Source organism: Cupriavidus sp. CER-90 (assembly GCF_057652055.1).
Map to the genome: position 1 here is coordinate 1,017,268 of NZ_JBYGYM010000001.1, position 14,964 is coordinate 1,032,231.

Annotated in this window: 13 protein-coding genes; 10 read left to right on the top strand and 3 right to left on the bottom strand. The window is 66.9% G+C overall.

Translation table 11 applies throughout. The features are described 5' to 3' along the window. Window positions 1-75: 75 nt before the first annotated feature. A complete protein-coding gene (gene acnB / locus AC24R4_RS04555) occupies window positions 76-2,667 on the bottom strand; it encodes a bifunctional aconitate hydratase 2/2-methylisocitrate dehydratase (RefSeq protein WP_400393717.1) in 2,592 nt (863 codons plus the stop codon). A gap of 486 nt (window positions 2,668-3,153) precedes the next feature. Here acnB and fliL point away from each other — a divergent pair, with 486 nt between their 5' ends. The 7 genes from fliL (at window position 3,154) to fliR (ending at window position 7,699) form a co-directional block, all read left to right on the top strand. Further along, window positions 3,154-3,642: a flagellar basal body-associated protein FliL gene (gene fliL, locus AC24R4_RS04560; RefSeq protein ID WP_400393715.1), complete on the top strand. Its 489-nt coding sequence runs from the start codon at window positions 3,154-3,156 to the stop codon at window positions 3,640-3,642. A gap of 149 nt (window positions 3,643-3,791) precedes the next feature. Then, the gene (gene fliM / locus AC24R4_RS04565; RefSeq protein WP_153945858.1) at window positions 3,792-4,802 is read left to right on the top strand and encodes a flagellar motor switch protein FliM; all 1,011 of its coding nucleotides are present in this window, start codon (window positions 3,792-3,794) and stop codon (window positions 4,800-4,802) included. After that, complete coding sequence (gene fliN, locus AC24R4_RS04570) at window positions 4,795-5,262, top strand: flagellar motor switch protein FliN (protein ID WP_153945857.1); 468 nt, start codon at window positions 4,795-4,797, stop codon at window positions 5,260-5,262. Before fliM ends, fliN begins: the two co-directional genes overlap by 8 nt. Continuing rightward, window positions 5,259-5,792: a flagellar biosynthetic protein FliO gene (gene fliO, locus AC24R4_RS04575; protein WP_400393713.1), complete on the top strand. Its 534-nt coding sequence runs from the start codon at window positions 5,259-5,261 to the stop codon at window positions 5,790-5,792. The genes fliN and fliO overlap by 4 nt, the downstream gene beginning before the upstream one ends. Next, complete coding sequence (gene fliP / locus AC24R4_RS04580; RefSeq protein ID WP_400393711.1) at window positions 5,789-6,598, top strand: flagellar type III secretion system pore protein FliP; 810 nt, start codon at window positions 5,789-5,791, stop codon at window positions 6,596-6,598. Before fliO ends, fliP begins: the two co-directional genes overlap by 4 nt. A 12-nt stretch (window positions 6,599-6,610) precedes the next feature. Further along, window positions 6,611-6,880 carry a flagellar biosynthesis protein FliQ gene (fliQ, locus tag AC24R4_RS04585; protein ID WP_061958832.1) on the top strand — a complete coding sequence of 90 codons (270 nt, stop codon included), beginning with the start codon at window positions 6,611-6,613 and terminating at the stop codon, window positions 6,878-6,880. 33 nt (window positions 6,881-6,913) lie between these two features. Further along, a complete protein-coding gene (fliR, locus tag AC24R4_RS04590; RefSeq protein ID WP_400393708.1) occupies window positions 6,914-7,699 on the top strand; it encodes a flagellar biosynthetic protein FliR in 786 nt (261 codons plus the stop codon). A gap of 21 nt (window positions 7,700-7,720) precedes the next feature. Here the strand turns inward: fliR and blaOXA are convergent, their stop codons facing one another. After that, complete coding sequence (gene blaOXA, locus AC24R4_RS04595) at window positions 7,721-8,545, bottom strand: OXA-1206 family carbapenem-hydrolyzing class D beta-lactamase (protein ID WP_400393706.1); 825 nt, start codon at window positions 8,543-8,545, stop codon at window positions 7,721-7,723. A 144-nt stretch (window positions 8,546-8,689) separates the two neighbouring features. On the opposite strand from blaOXA, the gene AC24R4_RS04600 reads away from it, so the two are divergent. The 3 genes from AC24R4_RS04600 to AC24R4_RS04610 all read left to right on the top strand — a co-directional run bounded on the left by AC24R4_RS04600 (window position 8,690) and on the right by AC24R4_RS04610 (window position 13,285). After that, window positions 8,690-10,375 carry a hypothetical protein gene (locus AC24R4_RS04600; RefSeq protein ID WP_487522356.1) on the top strand — a complete coding sequence of 562 codons (1,686 nt, stop codon included), beginning with the start codon at window positions 8,690-8,692 and terminating at the stop codon, window positions 10,373-10,375. 82 nt (window positions 10,376-10,457) lie between these two features. Next, window positions 10,458-11,966: a metallophosphoesterase family protein gene (locus AC24R4_RS04605; protein WP_400395371.1), complete on the top strand. Its 1,509-nt coding sequence runs from the start codon at window positions 10,458-10,460 to the stop codon at window positions 11,964-11,966. Window positions 11,967-12,010: 44 nt separating this feature from the next. Then, window positions 12,011-13,285, top strand: coding sequence for a cytochrome-c peroxidase (locus AC24R4_RS04610; protein ID WP_400395375.1), 1,275 nt, complete (start codon window positions 12,011-12,013; stop codon window positions 13,283-13,285). Here the strand turns inward: AC24R4_RS04610 and AC24R4_RS04615 are convergent. After that, complete coding sequence (locus AC24R4_RS04615) at window positions 13,246-14,880, bottom strand: methyl-accepting chemotaxis protein (RefSeq protein WP_400395372.1); 1,635 nt, start codon at window positions 14,878-14,880, stop codon at window positions 13,246-13,248. The two genes, AC24R4_RS04610 and AC24R4_RS04615, sit on opposite strands and share 40 nt — an antisense overlap. Between the last annotated feature and the right edge of the window lie 84 nt (window positions 14,881-14,964).

Sequence of the window (14,964 nt, forward strand, 5' to 3'; positions counted from 1 at the left end):
GGTTCATCGATCGTCAGGCCGTTTCGCCGCCTCGCGGCTGCTACTGCAACAGCGGTGGCGGCGAAACGTGGCGCGTCAGATCGTCACCGTATCGGCCACTTCCTTGAAGTCTTCGATCTGGTCGAAGTTCATGTACTTATAGATCTTGTCGCCATTGGCGTTCAGCACGCCCATGTCGGCCATGTACTCTTCCTTGTTCGGGATACGGCCAAGGCGCGAGCAGATGGCGGCCAGTTCGGCGGAGCCAAGGTACACGTTGGTGTTCTTGCCCAGACGGTTCGGGAAGTTACGCGTCGAGGTCGACATCACCGTGGCGCCTTCGCGCACCTGGGCCTGGTTGCCCATGCACAGCGAGCAGCCCGGCATTTCGGTACGCGCACCGGCCGTGCCGAACACGCCGTAGTGGCCTTCCTCGGTCAGCTGCTTCTGATCCATCTTGGTCGGCGGGGCGACCCACAGCTTCACGGGGATGTCGCGCTTGCCTTCCAGCAGCTTCGACGCGGCGCGGAAGTGGCCGATGTTGGTCATGCACGAACCGATGAACACTTCGTCGATCTTGGCGCCAGCCACGTCCGACAGCGTCTTCACGTCGTCCGGATCGTTCGGGCAGGCCACGATCGGCTCATGCACGTCGGCCAGGTCGATTTCGATCACGGCAGCGTACTCGGCGTCGGCGTCCGGAGCCAGCAGCTTCGGATCGGCCAGCCATGCTTCCATGGCCTTGATACGGCGCTGCAGGCTGCGCGGGTCCTGGTAGCCTTCGGCGATCATCCACTTCAGCAGCGTGATGTTGCTGTTGATGTATTCGATGATCGGTTCCTTGTTCAGGCGCACGGTGCAGCCGGCGGCCGAACGCTCAGCCGAGGCGTCGGACAGCTCGAAGGCCTGTTCCACCTTCAGGTCGGGCAGACCTTCGATTTCGAGGATACGGCCCGAGAAGATGTTCTGCTTGCCTTGCTTGGCCACGGTCAGCAGGCCCTGCTTGATCGCGTACAGCGGAATGGCGTTGACCAGGTCGCGCAGCGTCACGCCGGGCTGCATCTTGCCCTTGAAGCGCACCAGCACCGATTCCGGCATGTCCAGCGGCATCACGCCGGTGGCGGCGGCAAAGGCCACCAGGCCCGAACCGGCCGGGAAGCTGATGCCGATCGGGAAGCGGGTGTGCGAATCGCCGCCGGTGCCGACGGTGTCGGGCAGCAGCATGCGGTTCAGCCACGAGTGGATCACGCCGTCGCCCGGGCGCAGCGAGATACCGCCACGGGTGCTGATGAATTGCGGCAGCGTGTGGTGCGTCTTCACGTCAACCGGCTTCGGATACGCGGCGGTGTGGCAGAACGACTGCATCACCAGGTCGGCCGAGAAGCCCAGGCAGGCCAGGTCCTTCAGCTCGTCGCGCGTCATCGGGCCAGTGGTGTCCTGCGAGCCCACCGAAGTCATCTTCGGTTCGCAGTACGTGCCCGGGCGGATGCCCTTGCCTTCGGCCAGGCCGCAGGCGCGGCCCACCATCTTCTGGGCCAGCGTGAAGCCGCGGCCGGTGTCGACCGGATTCTGCGGCAGGCGGAACAGCGTCGACGGGGCCAGGCCCAGCGCCTCGCGGGCCTTGGCGGTCAGGCCACGGCCGATGATCAGCGGAATGCGGCCGCCGGCGCGCACTTCGTCGAACAGCACATCCGACTTGACCTTGAATTCGGCGATCACGGCGCCGTTCTTCAGGGCCTTGCCTTCGTACGGGCGCAGTTCCACGACGTCGCCCATTTCCATCTGCGACACGTCGAGTTCGATCGGCAGCGCGCCGGCGTCTTCCATCGTGTTGTAGAAGATCGGGGCGATCTTACTGCCCAGGCACACGCCGCCGAAACGCTTGTTCGGCACGAAGGGGATGTCTTCGCCCGTGAACCACAGCACCGAGTTGGTGGCCGACTTGCGGCTGGAACCCGTACCGACCACGTCACCGACGTAGGCCACCAGGTTGCCCTTGTCCTTGAGCGATTCGATGAATGCCACCGGGCCGCGCTTGCCGTCTTCTTCCGGCTGGAACGCTGCGCCTTCGCGCTTGTTCTTCAGCATGGCCAGCGCGTGCATCGGGATGTCCGGGCGCGTGGTGGCGTCGGGGGCCGGCGACAGGTCGTCGGTGTTGGTCTCGCCGGGCACCTTGAACACGGTGATCGTCAGCGATTGCGGCAGTTCCGGGCGGCTCGTGAACCACTCGGCGTCGGCCCAGCTCTGCAGCACGGCCTTTGCGTTGGTGTTGCCCTTGTCGGCCTTTTCCTTCACGTCGTGGAAGGCGTCGAACATCAGCAGCGTCTTCTTCAGCGCGTCGGCGGCCACGGCGCCCACTTCGGCGTCGTCCAGCAGTTCGATCAGCGGCGAGATGTTGTAGCCGCCCAGCATCGTGCCGAGCAGTTCGGTGGCGCGGGCGCGCGAGATCAGTGCGGTCTTTTCCGAACCCAGGGCCACGGCGGCCAGGTACGAAGCCTTGACCTTGGCAGCGTCGTCCACGCCAGCCGGCACGCGGTACGTAATCAGGTCCACCAGGGTCTGCTCTTCACCCGCCGGCGGGTTCTTGATCAGTTCGATCAGCTCGGCCGTCTGCTTGGCGGTCAGCGGCAGAGGAGGAATGCCAAGCGCAGCGCGTTCGGCGACATGGGCGCGATAGGTATCAAGCATGGGAACCTGCTGTTAATAGGGTTGTAACGGGTACTGCCTTGTCTCTTGTGGGCCGGCGGCGCAATACCGCCAGCGGCCGCGTGATTGTAATCCGAAGTCCGCCGGAGATCAAATGTCTTATATCTTATATAAGAGTTAAATTGGCGAAATCACGATACGACAAGGCTTCGCGGGCGAAGGACTGTTGCAAAGCTGCAGATTGGAACGGCGCCGGCAGCATGCAAGGCCGCAGGGCAGCGTCGAAGCAAAAGAGGCTCATGGATTACTTTTACATCGCGATTCGCGGGATTCCCGGCATGCACGTCTTAAGTTCCGCGCCCCGTTATCGTTAACCAGCGTAGCAGGCGCAAATGGCGCGCCAATGCGCCCCTGCGCCCGATGCCCGCTGGCTCAAACGGCCAAGCTAAGCGGGTTTCCCCCTTTTTATCGGCCCTTTGCTTACCTGCGATTCAGGAAGAATGGCAGGCATTCCGACACAGGCATCTCATGGCGAACACGCTTTCCCCCTCCCAGACTGGCGGCACTTCGAGCAAGCGCGGCCGACTGCTGCTGATTGGCGGCGGCGTGCTGGTAGTGGTGCTGGCTGCTGGCGGCTTTTTCCTGGGCAGCATCCTCAGCAGCAATCACAAGCCGGCAGCGCCGGCTGCCCCGGTGGTGCCGCCGCCGATCTTCGTGCCGCTGGATGCGTTCACCGTCAACCTCAAGAGCGAGGACGGCGACCGCTTCCTGCACACCGGCCTGTCGCTGAAGGTGGCGGATGCCGACACCCAGGGACGTCTGGCGCAGTATCAGCCGGAAGCACGCAGCCGCATCCTGCTGCTGCTCTCGGCACGCCAGCCGGCCGATCTGGCCACGGTGGAAGGCAAGCGCAAGCTGGCCCAGGACATCCAGGCGGCGATCAGCCAGCCGTTTGCCCCGGGTCTGCCGCCGCAGAAGATCCTGGATGTCTTGTTTACTTCGTTCGTGGTGCAGTAACACTGCTGTCCGCACCGCGAACCCTGAGCCAAACCGATAGATATGAAACTGCCCGCCGAACTTCTTTCCTGCCGTCGCGTGACGCGCGACGTCTGAAGCCGGACATGGACCGTTTCATCCTCACAGCCGTTCACGGGGCAGGACACTAGATGGCCTACGACAAGTTCCTCTCGCAGGACGAGGTAGACGAACTACTGAAAGGCGTATCCGGCGAAGCCGATACGCCAGCGGCCAGCGCACCGGTCGTCGAAGAAGGCGGTGTGCGGCCGTACAACCTGGCCAACCAGGAACGTATCGTCCGCGGCCGCCTGCACACGCTCGAAATCATCAACGAGCGTTTCGCCCGGGCACTGCGTACCGCGCTGTTCAACTTCATCCGCCGCGGCGCCGACATCTCGGTCGGCACGGTCAGGATCGAGAAGTACGGCGACTTCGTGCGCAACCTGCCGGTGCCGACCAACCTGAACCTGGTTCACATGAAGCCGCTGCGGGGCACCGCACTGTTCGTGTACGACCCGAACCTGGTGTTCCTGGTGGTCGACAACCTGTTCGGCGGCGACGGACGCTTCCACACCCGCGTGGAAGGCCGCGACTTTACCCAGACCGAGCAGCGCATCATCCGCCGCATGCTCGACCTGACGCTGAACAGCTACAGCCAGGCCTGGCGCACCGTGCATCCGATCGAGTTCGACTATGTCCGCTCCGAGATGCACACCAAGTTCGCCAACGTGGCCGGCCCGAACGATGCCGTGGTCACCACGGCGTTCCACATCGAACTGGGCGCCGTGGGCGGGCAACTACATATCTGTATCCCCTTCTCGATGATCGAGCCGCTGCGCGATCTGCTGATGAATCCGCTGCAGGACGAAGTCGAGGTGGACAAACGCTGGCTCGGCCAGCTTTCCAACCAGCTGCGTGCCGCCGAAGTGGAACTGGTGGCCGAATTCGCGCACCTGCGCAGCACCGTGGCCGAGGTTCTGGCCATGCGTGAAGGCGACGTGCTGCCGATCGAACTGCCGGAGAAGATCTTCGGCAAGGTTGACGGCGTGCCCGTCATGCAGTGCGGTTTCGGCACGATGAACGGCCAGTACGCACTGCGCGTGGAACGAATGATCAATTACCAAGACAGCGATCCCAACAAGGAAACCGATCATGACTGACGGCACTCAGGACAAGCCGGTCGATCCGATGGACGATTGGGCCAGCGCCCTGGCGGAGCAGACCAGCGTCGAACAGGCTGCGCCCGCTGCCGAAGCGGCCACTACCACGGCGCCGGCGGCCTCGGCCATGCCCACCGCCACGCCCGCGGCCTCCACCGTATTCCCGCCCCTGGCACAGGAAGCACCGAGCGGCTTCCACAACGATATCGGGATGATCCTCGATATCCCCGTGCAGCTGACCGTGGAACTGGGCCGCACCAAGGTGCCCATCAAGAACCTGCTGCAACTGGCGCAGGGCTCGGTGGTGGAACTTGACGGCCTGGCCGGCGAACCGATGGACGTACTCGTGAACGGCTACCTGATCGCCCAGGGCGAAGTGGTGGTGGTGAACGACAAGTTCGGCATTCGCCTGACGGACATCATCACGCCGTCCGAACGTATCCGGAAGCTCAACAAATGACAGCCGCCTCGCGCCGGTCCGCAGTTGCCGCGCGCATTGCCTCGGGCATCGTCCTCACGGGCCTTGCCGTCACCGGCGCGCAGGCCGCCGATGCCGTGCGCGGCACCGCCCCGGCGGGCAACCCCGCCAGCAGTGCCGCCGCCAGCCACGCGTTCGCCAGCAACGCGCCGGCGATCAGCAGCGGCGGCAGCCTGGCCCAGGCGGGCCTGGGCCTCTTCGCGGTCATCGCGCTGATCCTGGGCATGGCCTGGGTCGCGCGCCGCGCCGGCCTGGTGCGCCACGGCGCCGGCAACGCATCGATCAAGGTCGTGAACAGCCTGGCGCTGGGCACGCGCCAGAAGGTTGTGACCGTGGAAGTGGGCGATACCTGGCTCGTGCTCGGTGTCTCGCCCAACGAAATCCGCCCGCTCCATACGCTTCCGGCACAGCCGGACAGCGGCGCGCCCACCGGCTCGCCGCCGACCCCGCCCATGCAGGGCGGCTTCGGCGAACGCCTGATGCGCGCCATGCAGGAAAACCTCAAGAAATGAAATCGCCGCGTGCCGCCGCTGTCCAGCGGCTACCCGTGAAGCCCTTCGTGCGTCCGTCGCGCGTGGCGGCCGCCCTGCTGGCCCTGCTGCCGCTGGCGCTGTGGCTCGCACCCGACGCCGCACTGGCGCAGTCGCTGCCGGGCGTCACCAGCCGTGCCGCCGCCGGTGGCGGCCAGGTCTGGTCGCTGTCGATCCAGACGCTGGTCCTGCTCACATCGCTGTCGTTCCTGCCGGCGGCCATGCTGATGATGACGGGCTTCACGCGCGTCATCATCGTGCTGGGCCTGCTGCGCAGCGCGCTGGGCACGGCGTCGTCGCCGCCCAACCAGGTGCTGGTGGGCCTGTCGCTGTTCCTGACGTTCTTCGTCATGTCGCCGGTGCTCGACAAGGTCTACACCGACGCCTACAAGCCGCTGTCCGAAAACCGCATCAGCCTGGAAACCGCCGCGGAGCGCGCCGCGGTGCCGGTACGTGCCTTCATGCTGCGCCAGACGCGCGAGAAAGACCTGGCGCTGTTCGCCCAGATGGCCAAGACGCCCGAAATGCAGAGCCCGGACGACGTGCCGTTCTCGGTGCTGGTGCCGGCCTTCGTCACCAGCGAGCTGAAGACCGCGTTCCAGATCGGCTTCACGATCTTCATTCCGTTCCTGATCATCGACCTCGTCGTGGCCAGCGTGCTGATGGCGATGGGGATGATGATGGTGCCACCCGCCACCATTTCGCTGCCGTTCAAGCTGATGCTGTTCGTGCTGGTCGATGGCTGGCAACTGCTGCTGGGGTCCCTGGCGCAGAGCTTCATGAATTGACGGGAGCTTGAGATGACACCCGAGATGGTCATGACGATCGCCACGCAGGCGATGAAGATGACGCTGATGCTGTCCGCCCCGCTGCTGCTGGTGGCGCTGGCCGCCGGTCTGGTGGTGAGCCTGTTCCAGGCCGCCACGCAGATCAATGAAATGACGCTGACGTTCATTCCGAAGCTGGTCGCCCTGTTCGTGACGATGGTGCTGGTCGGCCCGTGGATGATCAACACGTTCGTCGACTACATGCGCGAAGTGTTCCAGGGCATCCCCGCCCTGGCGCACTGACCCTCCCCCGCTTCCCCGCAGGACCCAGGCACCGTGTTCGAGGTCACCACCGACCAGATGTACGGGTGGATCGCCGCCTTCCTCTGGCCGATGTTCCGGCTGATGGCGCTGATCTCGACCGCGCCCCTGTTCAGCGAATCCACCATTCCGCGCCGCGCGAAGATCCTGCTGGCGGCCGCGCTGGCCACGATCGTGTCGCCCACGATCGGGCACATTCCCACGGCGCCGATCTATTCGTACGAGGGCCTGCTGGTCGTCATGAACGAAGTGGGCATTGGCGTGGCCATGGGCTTCTCGATGCGGCTGATCTTTGCCGCCGTGCAGACGGCCGGTGAAATCATCGGCCTGCAGATGGGCCTGTCGTTCGCGGCGTTCTACGACCGGTCGTCGGGTGGGCAGACGATGGTGCTGTCGCGCTTTCTCAATATCGTGGCCACGCTGATGTTCCTGTCGCTGGACGGCCACCTGATGATGCTGGCCGCCCTGGTGGACAGCTTCCAGGGCGTGCCGATTGCCGGCGTGCCGCTGTCCGGGCACGGGTGGGGCGTGGTGGCGCGTGCGGGATCGATGGTCTTTTCCTCCAGCATGCTGCTGGCGCTGCCGATGATTGCCGCGCTGCTGACGCTGAACCTGGCCATGGGTATCCTGAACCGCGCATCGCCGCAGCTGTCGATCTTCGCGGTCGGCTTCCCGGTAACCCTGCTCGGCGGCATGCTGGTGATGTCGCTGTGCATGCCGGAGATGGGCGTCTACATGCAGCACCTGGTTGACACCGGCCTGCAGACCGCCGCCCAGGTACTCGATCAGCTGGCGCCCTGATCCCCGGCCGCCGCTACGCCGTCAAGGCAGCGCGCCCACCTGCCTGAGCACTGCGCGGGCAATCTCCTGCCGCTTTGCGCCCACCTCGGGGCGCGGCATGTCCAGATTCATCGCGAAGACGTAGGTATCGTCGCCGCGTGTGACCCAGCCAACCCACCAGCCCACATCGACCTTGCCCGATGTGGCCCAGCCGGTCTTGGCGCGCAGCGTGTAGGCCGGCGTGCTTTCGATGGTCAGAATATCGTCCAGCGCCGCGAAGCTGTGCGCCGAGATCAGCGGCACCTTGTGCGCGGCGGCGTTGCCGAGGAAATCGATCTGCTGGTACGTGGTGATCTGCAGGCGGCCGTTGAGCCAGAAGCGGTCCACCGGGCCATCGACATCGGCATTGCCGAAATGCGCCGCGCGCAGGTACTTGCGGTACTGCGCGGTCCCCACCCGGCGCGCGAGCGCCTGGTAGGCCGGGACGCAGGAGTTCTTCAGCGCCACGCGCAGCGCCACGTCGCCGTTGCAGACCTCCGGCAGGATCGGCTTGCCATGGTGCATCCACACCTTGCCGTCCCACGGCAGCTTGTCGTTATCGACGTCGGCCACGGCGCCGGTCTCCAGGCCGATCAGAGAATTGAAGATCTTGAAGGTCGATGCCGGCGAATACGGGGTGGCCGCGCGCCTGGGGTTGTAGGTCAGCATGCGCTGCTGGCGCACGTCGTAGACCACCATCGTGCCATCCACGCCGGCGGCATCGAACAGCGGCTTGGCATCAAGGGGGACTTCGGCGGCCTGCACGGTCATGGCTGCGCAGGCCAGCCAGAGCGGCATCAGGAAAAATCGGGCAAGTCTGTTTCGCATATCAACACGCTATGGGTTTTTTGGTTATCGGGGTTGTCGTCATGCAGACGGTTGGCAATCCAGGCCCGGATCGTGGTGCGGAGCATAGGCGCAGTCCCGCAGGTCGCCAACCGGCGCGGCTGTAACACGCGTAACATGGCGGCCATGCCCGCCCCCGCACCCTCCCGCTCCGTCGTCGCCATCGATCTGTCCGGCCCTTACCGGGTGGGCGAACACGCCGCGCGCTACCAGTCGGTCTGGTTGCTCGCGCGGATCTGGCTGGCCGCCTCGCGCGACCGCGAAGACCTGGGCGCGGCCACCGTGCGCGCCCGCTTTGCCGATGCCGCCAACGTGCGCATGATCGTCTCGCGCGCGTTCGGGGACTTCGCCCAGTGGGGTGTGCCGGTGGGCTGGGGCCACGACAAGGCCATCGGCATTTCCGCATTGCGCACCGACGGCCGCAGCCGGGGGCCGTTCTGGATGTCCGCCGCCACGGCGGAACGGCTGCGCTTCACGGCGCACGGCAAGCCGCTGGGCACCGCAGGCGTGGCGCGCTGGCTGGGGCAGTCACCGGCCGGCGATGCCGCGCCGGCCGCCAAGCCCAGCGGCGAGGGGCTGCAATACGTGATGCGCGACATGGCGTTCTGGCGCCATCTGACGCAGGCGATGCGCGGCGCGCAGGATGGCTTCGCGGGCGTGCTCGACCACGGCGTTGCCGAGTCGTTCCGGGCCGCGCAGCGCACCGCGGCCGACGACTTCCAGCAGGCGCTGTCGCTGCTCAAGGAAAGCCTGGCCTGGCGCCGCAGCGATCGGCTGGACAAGAGCCGCGCGGCATTGCGCCGCTTCGAGCGGATCGTGGTGGCCGGCGGCGTCAACGCGGCGCTGCCCACGTTCGCGGCCATGGCGCATGTGGTGCGGGCCTGGGAACACTACGCGCGGGGCCAACTCGACGCGGCGCAGCGCGAACTGGGGCGGCTGTCGGGCGATGCCGAGCTGCGTCCCGTCGTCCGCTATAACCCGCGCATCCGGTTCGAGACGCTGAACCTGGAAGCCCTCGTCCACAAGAGCATCGCGCTGCGGCCGGAAGCTCCGAATGGCCCCGCCAGGCCGGATCGGGCCGGGCCAGCAGCCGCACAGCCCGGTGCGTCGCAGCGCCAGGACGCCGCCCGTCAGGCGCTCGACGCCTTCGCCGGCGCATTGCAGGCTGCCTACGAGGCCGACTCGGTCCATGCGGTACAGCACGCGGCAGCCAATATCGGCTGGTCGCTATGGCTGTTCTGGCGCTATCGGCTCGTCGATGTGGCGCGCGAGATGGCGCCGGGCGATGTCCAGCGGCAGGCCATGCGCTGGCTGGGCCTGTCGGAATGGATCTGCGACCGTTTCGGGGTCGGCGGTGGGTCCGCGTGGAACACGATCTTCCTGCTACGCGTGGCGCGGGGCAGTGTCAGTGACGGCGCGCCGGCGTCGCTGGCCGCGTTCCGCGCCTTGCAGCCTCTGACGATAGCGGCGGCCATCGACGCCCTGCGACCGTTTCACGCGCCGTTTGCGCCAGCCAAGGGCTTTGTGCGCTGGTCGTCCGTGGCGGCGTTCGCGCTGGAGGAACACGACACCGGCCACGTCTGCTACAACGCGCTGCAGCTGGCCAACCTCCTGCTGGAACTGGCCTGGTACCTGACCCACGAGCAGGGCGCCTCCGCGCAGGCGTATGGCGCCATCGAGCGGCTGGCCACGCAGCTCGGCGCACTGCGGGCTGCCGAGCGCGGCTTCTTCCATTCCGAGATCCGCGGCTTCCCGCCCGAACTGCGCGCGGCTGCCGCAGAGGCCGCCGCGCGCGCCAGGCGCTCGCGCTGAGCGTCCGGGCCGGCGGCGCGGGCGTCATATTTCTTTCACACCACGCAGGTACGGTGTCGCCCCACACAGGGGAGAAACCAGAATGCGCGCACAAAAGACCTTCGGCTTCGTGGCCGGCGTGGCGGCGCTCGCTACCGTGGCGGCGTTGCACGGCTGCGGCAGCGACGACAACAACAGCAATGGCGGCACCAACAATCCGCCGGCGGCCACACCCGCGCCCGATGCGGCCACGGTCAGCGCCAACATCCAGGCCGCGTGGGTCGAGATCGGCGATGGCAACCAGGCCATTGCCCGCGTGGTGACCAGCTATACGGCGCCGGCCGGCGCCGCCGCGAATGCGCAGTGCCCGCTGCTTACGGTCGATGGCACCGCGGCACGCATGACGCTGCGCGTGGGCCCGGCCACCGTGCCGCAGCGCACCACGGCCAGCGCGGCAGCCGACTCGAAGCCCTCCGAGTTCCCCGTTTCCGTCTGCGAAGCCACGCTGCCGGCCACCGCCGCGAGCGCCGCCATCGGCACGCAGGCGCTGCCGCTGCCGAAGGCCACGCCGCAACGTATCGTGGTGCTGGCCGACACCGGCTGCCGCCTGAAGAAGGCCGACAACGCCTGGCAGGCCTGTACCGACACCGAAGCCTGGCCGCTGGCGTCGCTGGCTGCGACGGCGGCGGGGTTCAATCCTGACCTCGTGCTGCACATCGGCGACTACCACTACCGCGAGAACGCCTGCCCGCCCGACATCGCCGGCTGCCAGGGCAGTCCATGGGGCTATGGCTGGGACACGTGGCAGGCCGACCTGTTCAAGCCCGCCGCGCCGTTGCTGGCCAAGGCACCCTGGGTGGTCGTGCGCGGCAACCACGAGGAATGCGCGCGCGCCGGCCAGGGCTGGGCCCGCTTTCTGGATACCCGCCCCTACGACGCAACGCGTTCGTGCGACGATCCGGCCAATGACGCCATCGCCAACTACGCGGACCCGTATGCGGTGTCGCTGGGCGGTGGCTCGCAGGTGATCGTGTTCGACTCGGCCAAGGCCGGCAAGACCGCACTGGCTACCAGCGATCCGCAGTTCATTGCCTACCAGAAGCAGTTCCAGACCGTGGCGACACTGGCCGCGAAGACGGGCATGACCACCACGATCTTCACCAACCATCACCCGATCCTGGGCTTCGCCCCGGTTGCCGGCGCAAATCCGGCGCCAGGCAACCTGGCGCTGCAATCGGTGATGTCGAACCTGAATGCGCAGGCGTACTACCCGCCCGGCATCCAGCTGGCACTGCATGGCCACGTGCATGACTTCCAGGCCATCAACTTCGCGTCGGCGCATCCGGCGACGATCGTCTCGGGCAACGGTGGCGACAACCTGGATGTGGCCCTGCCCGATCCGCTGCCGGCCGGCAGTGTCCCCGCACCCGGCACGACGATCGACCGCATCACCCATCACGCGAGCTTCGGCTTCCTGGTGATGGACCGTCATGCATCGCCGGCCACGGGCTGGCAGTTCAAGGCATACACCAAGGCCGGCAAGCTGCTGGCCACCTGCGATCAGACCGGCAGCACGCTTGCCTGCGACAAGACCGGCTTCCTGACGCCCTGATGCGGTATCCGTTTCGCCGAAATGTCTTGCCTGCCGCGCGTGCGATGCTGCTGGCATGGGCGCTGGCATCGCCCGTGCTGGCCGCGGAAACGGTGCTGCTGCCGGGCGCGCCTCCGGCCACGGTGGTGGCCACCATCGGCAGCGGCACACCCAAGGTCGCCGCCAAGGTGGATGCCACCGCTGCCGTGTTCCGTCCGGACCCGGCACTGGTGACGCTGGGCCGCCGCGCGTTCTTCGATGCGCGCCTGTCGATGCCGCACGGCCAGTCGTGCGCCAGTTGCCACGATCCCGCCCGCGCGTTCTCGGCCACGCTGCCCGCCAATACGCCGGGCGTGACGCAGGGCAGCCGCCCCGGTCATTTCAGCCTGCGCAATCCGCCTTCGCTGCTGTACGTCCGTTACGTGCCACGCCGGCATTTCTACCAGGACGACGATGCTCCGGCCGCCTCGCCGTTCGGCGGGCTGTTCGCCGATGGCCGCGCCGACACCCTTGCCGAGCAGGTACGCGGGCCGCTGCTGGACCCCAACGAGATGAACAACGGCACGCCTGCCGGCCTGCTGCGCAATGTCAACGGCACCGACCTCGCGCCCGCCCTCGCCGCACAGTTCGGCGCCGATGTGCGCCGCGACCCGGAGGCGCTGCTGCGCGCGCTGGGCGCGGCGCTGCAGGCCTACATGCAGAGCGACGAGATGGCGCCGTTCACGTCGCGCTTCGATGACTACCTGCGCCGCCGCACGCCGCTCACCGTTCAGGAAACCCGTGGGCTGGCGCTGTTCAAGAATCCGGACAAGGGCAATTGCATGAGCTGCCACACGCTGTCCGATACGGCGAACCGCCCCGAACGCTCTCTGTTCACCGACTTCGGCTACGACGCGATTGCCGTACCACGCAACCGCGCGCTGCCCGCCAACCGCGATCCGAAGCATTTCGACAACGGCCTGTGCGACACCGCGCGGCGCCTGCGCTGGCCCGAGCCCACGCAGTGGTGTGGCTATCTGCGTACGCCGGGCCTGCGCAATGTGGCGGTGCGCCAGCGTTTCATGCACAACGGCGTGTTCACCACGCTGCGCGACGCCGTGGCGTTCTACAACACACGCTCGATCGATCCGGGCAAGTGGTACCCCAGCGGCAAGGGCTTCGACGACGTTCCGGCCGCCTACCGCGACAACATCAACGTGAACTCGCCGCCGATGAACCGCAAGCCGGGCATGCCGGCCGCACTCACCGACGGCGAGATCGATGACATCGTGGCGTTCCTGCGCACTCTGACCGATGCCGCTTACGTGAACGCGATGCCGCTCGTCGAAGCCAGGCGCTGACCTGCCGCCTGGGCTGCCTGGCCGCGCTGACCGCCGTTGCCCGGCAGCTTGAAAAAGGCCACGGCATCGGTCAGCATCTTGCCCTGCTCTTCGAGGGATTTCGACGCAACGGCCGCTTCATGCACCAGCGACGCGTTCTGCTGCGTCACCTGGTCGATCTGCACGATGGCCTGGTTCACCTGCTCGATGCCACGGTTCTGCTCGGCCGACGCCGCCGCGATTTCGCCGACGATATGGGTCACGCTCGCCACGGCCTGGGTGACTTCGACCATGGTCTGGCCGGCCTCGCTGGCCAGCGTCGAACCGGCCCGCACCTGCGCCACCGAGGCGTCGATCAGTTCCTTGATCTCCTTGGCGGCGTTCGACGAACGCTGCGCCAGACTGCGCACCTCGCTGGCCACCACCGCGAAGCCACGGCCTTGCTCGCCCGCGCGCGCAGCCTCCACCGCCGCGTTGAGCGCCAGGATGTTGGTCTGGAACGCGATGCTCTCGATGATGCCGGTAATGTCAGCGATCTTCGACGAACTGGCGCTGATGCCCTCCATCGTATCGACCACGAGGCCCACCCTCCCGCTGCCCTGCTGCGCCACTGCGGCGGCATTGCGCGCCAGTTCGCTGGCCTGCCGGGCGTTCTCGGTGTTGTGGCGTACCGTGGCGGTCAGCTCCTCGATGCTTGCCGCCGTTTCTTCCAGCGACGCCGCCTGCTGTTCGGTACGGCTGGACAGGTCCATATTGCCGCTGGCGATCTCGCCGGTGGCAACCGCGATACTGCCGCTGCTTTCGCGCACGCGCACGACCGTTTCGGCCAGCCGGTCGTTCATGTCGCGCAGCGCGGCCAGCAGGCGGCCCGGCTCGTCCTGGGAATCCACCTCGATCCGCATGCCGACCTCGCCCCGGGCCACCGTGCGCGCCACCTCGACCGCGCGCTGGATCGGGCCGGTAATGGCCCGCGTCAGCAGCAGCCCGCCGAAGATGCCGAACGCCACGGCGGCAATCGCCACCACGATCAGGAACGCGCGTTGCCGCGCGTAGTCGTCGTCGAGGTTGCGGATCATCTCCTCCTGGCGCTCGCGCGTGAAATCCCCGTAGTCGCGCGTGGCCTTGACCAGCGCGGCCAGCAGCGGCCGGCATTCGGCATTCATCTTGGCAATCGCGGCGTCCTTCTTGCCGTCGAGCGCCAGCCCGACGATGTCGGTCGCCACGGGGCCGTAGCGCGACTCGATGCGGTCGATCTCGGCCACCAGGTTGCGCGCGCCTTCGCTGACCCCCTCGGCCATGACCATCTGCTTGAGCTTGGCAAGGCGCGCTGCCACATCGCCGTGGGCCTTGAGCACCTCGGCCTTTTCGGTGTCCAGATCGGCCTGCGTGGTCACCAGCACCAGGTTACGGGCGGCAATGGCCCGACGGTCCACGGCGGTGCGCACCTGGGAGGCCACTTCGGCCCGGGCGTTGAGGCCGTTGATATAGGCGGCAAAGCCCTCGGTGGACCGGCTCAGCGCACGGAGCGACAACCCGGACACCACCAGCACGACGAGCGCCAGCGTGCCAAACCCCGCCAGGAGCTTGGTCTTGATCGAAAGATCCCTGAATTTCACGGTGCTTCTCCCTCTTTTCCCGATTCAGCGGCCCAATGTCAGGCCAAAACACGATTGGAGCCACGGCGTGCGCCATGACCGACA